Source organism: Acinetobacter pollinis, from assembly GCF_015627175.1.
Lineage (GTDB): Bacteria > Pseudomonadota > Gammaproteobacteria > Pseudomonadales > Moraxellaceae > Acinetobacter > Acinetobacter pollinis.
Map to the genome: position 1 here is coordinate 1 of NZ_VTDQ01000069.1, position 5,169 is coordinate 5,169.

Below are 5,169 nucleotides of genomic sequence, written 5' to 3' on the forward strand. Positions count from 1 at the left end.
GCGATCTCGTCCAAGTTGCTGATGATTCTGTGGCTCTGATACACCAAAATGCCCCATGCGATCGCTAGGGTCGTGATGATGGCTATAGCGACTATGCTCCAAGTCTTTAACATAATCGGCAATAGGCGTTTGTTCTGCTCTCGGATAGCGGAGCTGATTGCTCTCTCGTTTTCGTTCAGTAAGTCTGTTAAGCGTTTTTCGTGATTCTTGAACTCTCTCGCTACGGCTTGCTCTGTATCTTTCGCTTGCTCCTTCGATGTCTGCTCGAAGCTCTTTGCCAAATCTAAAATCTTGCTCATAGATCATTCCTTTTAAGCGAATATTTTTGCCCCCATCAGGGTCTTTTATACTGACTGTTTTCGGTGTAGTCCTAGCGACTTCAAAACCTGCGTTCTCAAGGGTTTTAAGCACATCATCACGATTTTGAATACGTCCACTTTCAGCAACGCTTAATAGGCTGTCTGTAATCACCTGTGATGCTTTTTGTTTATTCTTGGGTAGGCTGTTAGGGGTGCATAATTCACGCTTATTTAGTGGGTCATTGGGGTCATGTAGCTTGTAATGGTCATTTACAAGGTCTTTCCATGCGTTTAAACGTGGGCGGTCTGCCTTGTCATAGTAAGGCTGTAAGCGTTTACCGCTTTGAAGCTCTACGTTTGCCACAACAAAATTAAGCTCTAAACGGTCTTTATCCTGATGCTGCACCCACAGAACTGAATACTGATCTTTGTCTAGTCCGGGCATGAGTGTTCGCTCGAAGCTATCCATGATCTTTTCTTTTTGGCATTCTTCTAAATCACGTTCCGCAAAGGACAAGACACCCGATGTATATTTTTGAGAAAAATTGGTGCTATCAATGAGCTGAATCATTTGTTCAGGGTCACCACGATCTAGCCTTGCGTCCTCTCTATCTCTGTCTTTACCTAAGAGATAATCAACGGGTCCTTTGCCTGCACCTGAACCACGACTATGTATTTTTATGATCACTGTGCAATCTCTTTAATTCTTTTTCGATACCTGATAAAGCAGTAATAACGGCTATACGGTCAATCACTGAATTAGATTTACTTTGCTGATTAATCAATCTAGCAATCTGATTTAAATTATTACCAATACCCGAAAGCTGTCTTAACAATTTCGGGTCAACTTCTAAAAGTTTGCTTTGCTTAGTTGGCTTCTTACCTAGACAAGTTTCACGTATCCAACTTGCTAAACTCTCTGCCGTACAGCGGTCTAAAAGTTTCTGATGTTCTTCATCAGTTAAACGTATTTTTATTTCCTTTTGTCTTTTTAAAGTTTCTTTCTTAGTCATGACTAAATTTTGCTTCTCAATGGTGGTAACCGTATAAAGAAAAAATCTTTGATTTTTCTCTTTGGACGGTTTTCGGGGGTGTCGGGGGTGAAGCCCCTGATCCCAGTAGCACAAAAGGGATAGAGTCCCCTTTGTGTATGCTGGCTTATAATCACGATAGCATGTTGATTAAGTGGCTACAAGAATGTTGTGACCATCTGATCAAAGGCTATCTGTGATTAGTTGGTGATAATGGTCATTACAAGATTATGGACAATCGCAAGCGACCGCATTTACTTTTCTATGCACAAACACTATGTATAAGATCGTGGACAAATCAAAGATTTGACACACTGACTTACACAGGTTTGATGCACAGGCAAAGTCTTTGCCCACAACCGTTGTTAACTCCCCAAAGTAATAATTCTTTTTATATATAAAAGCAAAAGCAATGCTCTCAACTTCTCAACACATTCCCCAAAGCGTCGACTTCGTCTTTGGCTTTGGTGAACGGTTGAGAGAGTTTCGGCAATACTCACCCTAAGGGCAGACTTTTAAAAAAAAATCAATTCCCTTAAGTATTGCCGATCAACATCGTAATATATTTGGCTTCGGAGCCACGTATATCGGTCGTATCCGCACATAGTCTTGCAAACTATGCAGACAAGGACTCAAAGTCTTGCACCTTGCTCCACACGCTCCTTGTCGCTACATGGCTGTATCTCTGCGAGGGTTTCCCCAACATACAACTTAACAGACCTTTTGTAACTACTCCCAACGCTCCGCCTATGTGAAGTTCCCCTGTAAGCGGTTTAGCTCCTGCCTCTCGGCGCTCACTATCGCCATATAACGCCAGTGACACTTATTCCTACCACACGTTATATGTGTCTTTCCTAATCAAAGGCGTACAGAAGTAGACAAAGCTCGACCTTTTCGGTGCTTATTTGATGGTTATTTAGATCAATTTAACGAATTTTTTCTTCTTGAGGGCTTGATTAACAGTAGCACTTCTTTAAAATAGAAAGCGGTACATAAGCCGTAAGGTGAATATCAGTACGAGTTTCCAGCTCTGCCGATCATTCGTTAGATGATGTGTCTGCATCAAATAACTGTACCCCCGAATTTAAATTAAAACCCCAATAAGTTGCAAGACTTATTGGGGTTTTTTTAAAATATTTTTTAAATTACTCAATCGATGCTGAATATTTGTTGGTTTTCGAATTAAAACTGACTCTTACATTAAAAATATTACCAGTTGTTGGAGATTCACGTGATTGGGCAGCGCCCAGAGTTACAGTTTGAGTTGCTAGTACCCCATCCGCATTTGAAGCAATTTGCAGCGTGGCACTCTTATTTGTTGCATTACCATCATAGTTTCCAAGAGAAATATGATAAATACCTGTAGCAAGCCTAGTCCTATCACAACTGGCAACATATACCTCTGGACCAGTAAAATATGGTGTAAAAACTTTATATAAATACCCAGATAACCCTTGAGGAGTATAATAAAAAACATGATTTCCTGATGGTTCAAAAACATGTGTACTTATGGAATCTATGTCTGAACCAAGAGCTGTAGTTAGTGTCGCTGTAAAGAATCCTATACCACCTTTGGCATTTGGTGCTTTTAAGCTATTTAGAGCTTGAGTAATATCATCTTTAATCGTGCTGTACATACTAAATGCAGGGTTAAGATAGGTTTCGACTAGACCATGACCCATGAAATCACGACCAGCATTATTCCCGAAAGGTTTATAAATAGGAATAAGATGAGTAACCGAGGGAACCGTACCATTCAATCTTAAACCATTAATTACAAGGTCTTGATCGGCAAGAATATGCGGACCATTGGTCGTTGGTGATGCAGGAGCAATATGTACAACCTTCACAGAATCAGTCGATAAATTATTATTTTTGGTCGCGTATCTATAAGCCTCATTGGCAAATAAATTTCCTTGTGAATGTGCAACAAATAGAAGTTTTTTACCTTGAGATGCCCATGTATCTATCTTAGAGCGATGTTCTTGGTAATTTTTTTGGGTAGGGGGATTAGAAATTAATGAAAGTAAATTTTTGATGGTTTTCGTTTCTGAAATTTTACGCCAATTATCAGCATCTATGATCAGCTCAGGAACTCCATTAACGATATTATTCCACCAACTTCCCTGATCGTTCAGTGTTTGAAAAAAAAGTTCCCAACGGTCTTTAAGTAATACTTCTTCTTTAAAACGTTGTTCGAACGTTTCTGCAAAATCCTCAAGACCATTAGAGTAGTTATACATCAATTCATACTCAATCTGGTCACCATTCGGTGCAGAATTTCCATTAATAACCTGTAATTTCGCTAAATTATCTAAAGCTAATTTTTTAGATGTCATAACTCCATTAAAAAAGGCAAAAATAGTATTACTTCTTTGACAGATATTATTCTCGGGAGCAATACTATCAAAGTTAATTGCATAGACAGAACTAGAAAAAAACAAAGCAACAGAAAGGATCCAAGAAGTGATTCGTTTACTCATCACATACATCCTCACTAGGCAAGCGAATCACCATTCCATCTGATGCTTTATCAACAGCAAGTGAAGCCAATAACCGTTTTTTAGTATTAGTAGTCGCACTAGAAATTTCTTCTACAACACTTCCGTGGCTAGGAGATTCTCCATTCGGAATTTTCTGATAAATACAGCTCACAGCTCTTGCTTCAGCATTTGATATAGCTTGCAGTGCAACACGATCATTGATATTAACTAATAAAGATGCTTGCGCAACTCTGGCAAATTGACTTACTGCTTTTTGTTGTTTTTGGGGGTAAGTCCGCTTGATGTAGGCATCAATATCATCACGGATACCATTACCATCGTTATCAATACCTCGTATTGTATCTTCTCTTTCTAATCGAGGAAGTGCACCTGAATCTTCCATTTTTGCAATTTTTTGCGCAGAAGACTCCTGCTGTGGTGGGAGTTTTTGTGCAGGGGTTTGAGGTTTTGGAGATGGTGATGAGTTATCAGAACCTCCAAAATCAATTTTACATGCGGTGAGCATCCCCAAAGATAAGAAAACAACTAAAAGTTTTTTCATGGAAATTTCCATAAATGTAATTTAGTTCACATTTTAACAGATTTTTAACAAAAAATTACATTTTGATTGAATAGCTTCGACTGCATTGATTCATTTTTTGAGCTTCAAAAGTTGTATTTCTAGCTGTTGTAATTGCTCGGTCAAGTTGATGACTTGCTTGGTTAATTTGTTCAAGTGATTTTTTCTCGTCTGCTCGATTTCGCTCTGCTGTTGTGCAAAGTTGCTTAAACCCTGTTTGAGTTTCTGATTCTCTTCTTTGGTACTCTCGAACATCTGACGCAAGGCGGTTTGTTCCTCTCTGTGTTCCGCTCTCATCTGCTCCAATGCCTTGATTAATTCCCTTTCTAAATCGGTCATTCGCTAGGTTCTCTCTTATGTTTTGTGCCTGTTGGTGGCTTAAATGTTGGTCTGCTTGGTCAAGGTTCTGCTTAATTTGCTCTAATAGCCCATTGGAACCATTAGACCGTTGCCCCATGTCCCTGCGTCCTTGTTCATTGGAATACATAGGCGTTTGCGGTTCTTCCTGTCGATACAGTTCTGTAGCTCGATCTTGCCCCCTTTCTCGGTCAATAGCGCTATTCTCGCTTCCTGTGAGGCGATCTCGTCCAAGTTGCTGATGATTCTGTGGCTCTGATACACCAAAATGCCCCATGCGATCGCTAGGGTCGTGATGATGGCTATAGCGACTATGCTCCAAGTCTTTAACATAATCGGCAATAGGCGTTTGTTCTGCTCTCGGATAGCGGAGCTGATTGCTCTCTCGTTTTCGTTCAGTAAGTCTGTTAAGCGTTTTT

Annotated in this window: 4 protein-coding genes and 2 pseudogenes; all 6 read right to left on the reverse strand. The window is 39.8% G+C overall.

Annotation, left to right across the window (positions count from 1 at the left end; all coding sequences use genetic code 11):
- Positions 1-299: MbeB family mobilization protein (locus I2F23_RS14105; RefSeq protein WP_407648034.1), on the reverse strand; the 299-nt coding region annotated here is incomplete at its 3' end.
- 322 nt (positions 300-621) lie between these two features.
- Positions 622-870, reverse strand: a pseudogene (locus tag I2F23_RS14110) (relaxase/mobilization nuclease domain-containing protein); the annotation flags it as partial.
- A gap of 97 nt (positions 871-967) precedes the next feature.
- Positions 968-1,312: a plasmid mobilization relaxosome protein MobC gene (mobC, locus tag I2F23_RS13480; protein ID WP_195773086.1), complete on the reverse strand. Its 345-nt coding sequence runs from the start codon at positions 1,310-1,312 to the stop codon at positions 968-970.
- A 1,163-nt stretch (positions 1,313-2,475) separates the two neighbouring features.
- Positions 2,476-3,813: a hypothetical protein gene (locus I2F23_RS13485; RefSeq protein WP_195773087.1), complete on the reverse strand. Its 1,338-nt coding sequence runs from the start codon at positions 3,811-3,813 to the stop codon at positions 2,476-2,478.
- The gene (locus tag I2F23_RS13490; RefSeq protein ID WP_195773088.1) at positions 3,806-4,375 is read right to left on the reverse strand and encodes a hypothetical protein; all 570 of its coding nucleotides are present in this window, start codon (positions 4,373-4,375) and stop codon (positions 3,806-3,808) included. The genes I2F23_RS13485 and I2F23_RS13490 overlap by 8 nt, the downstream gene beginning before the upstream one ends.
- A 55-nt stretch (positions 4,376-4,430) precedes the next feature.
- Positions 4,431-5,169, reverse strand: a pseudogene (locus I2F23_RS13495) (hypothetical protein); the annotation flags it as partial.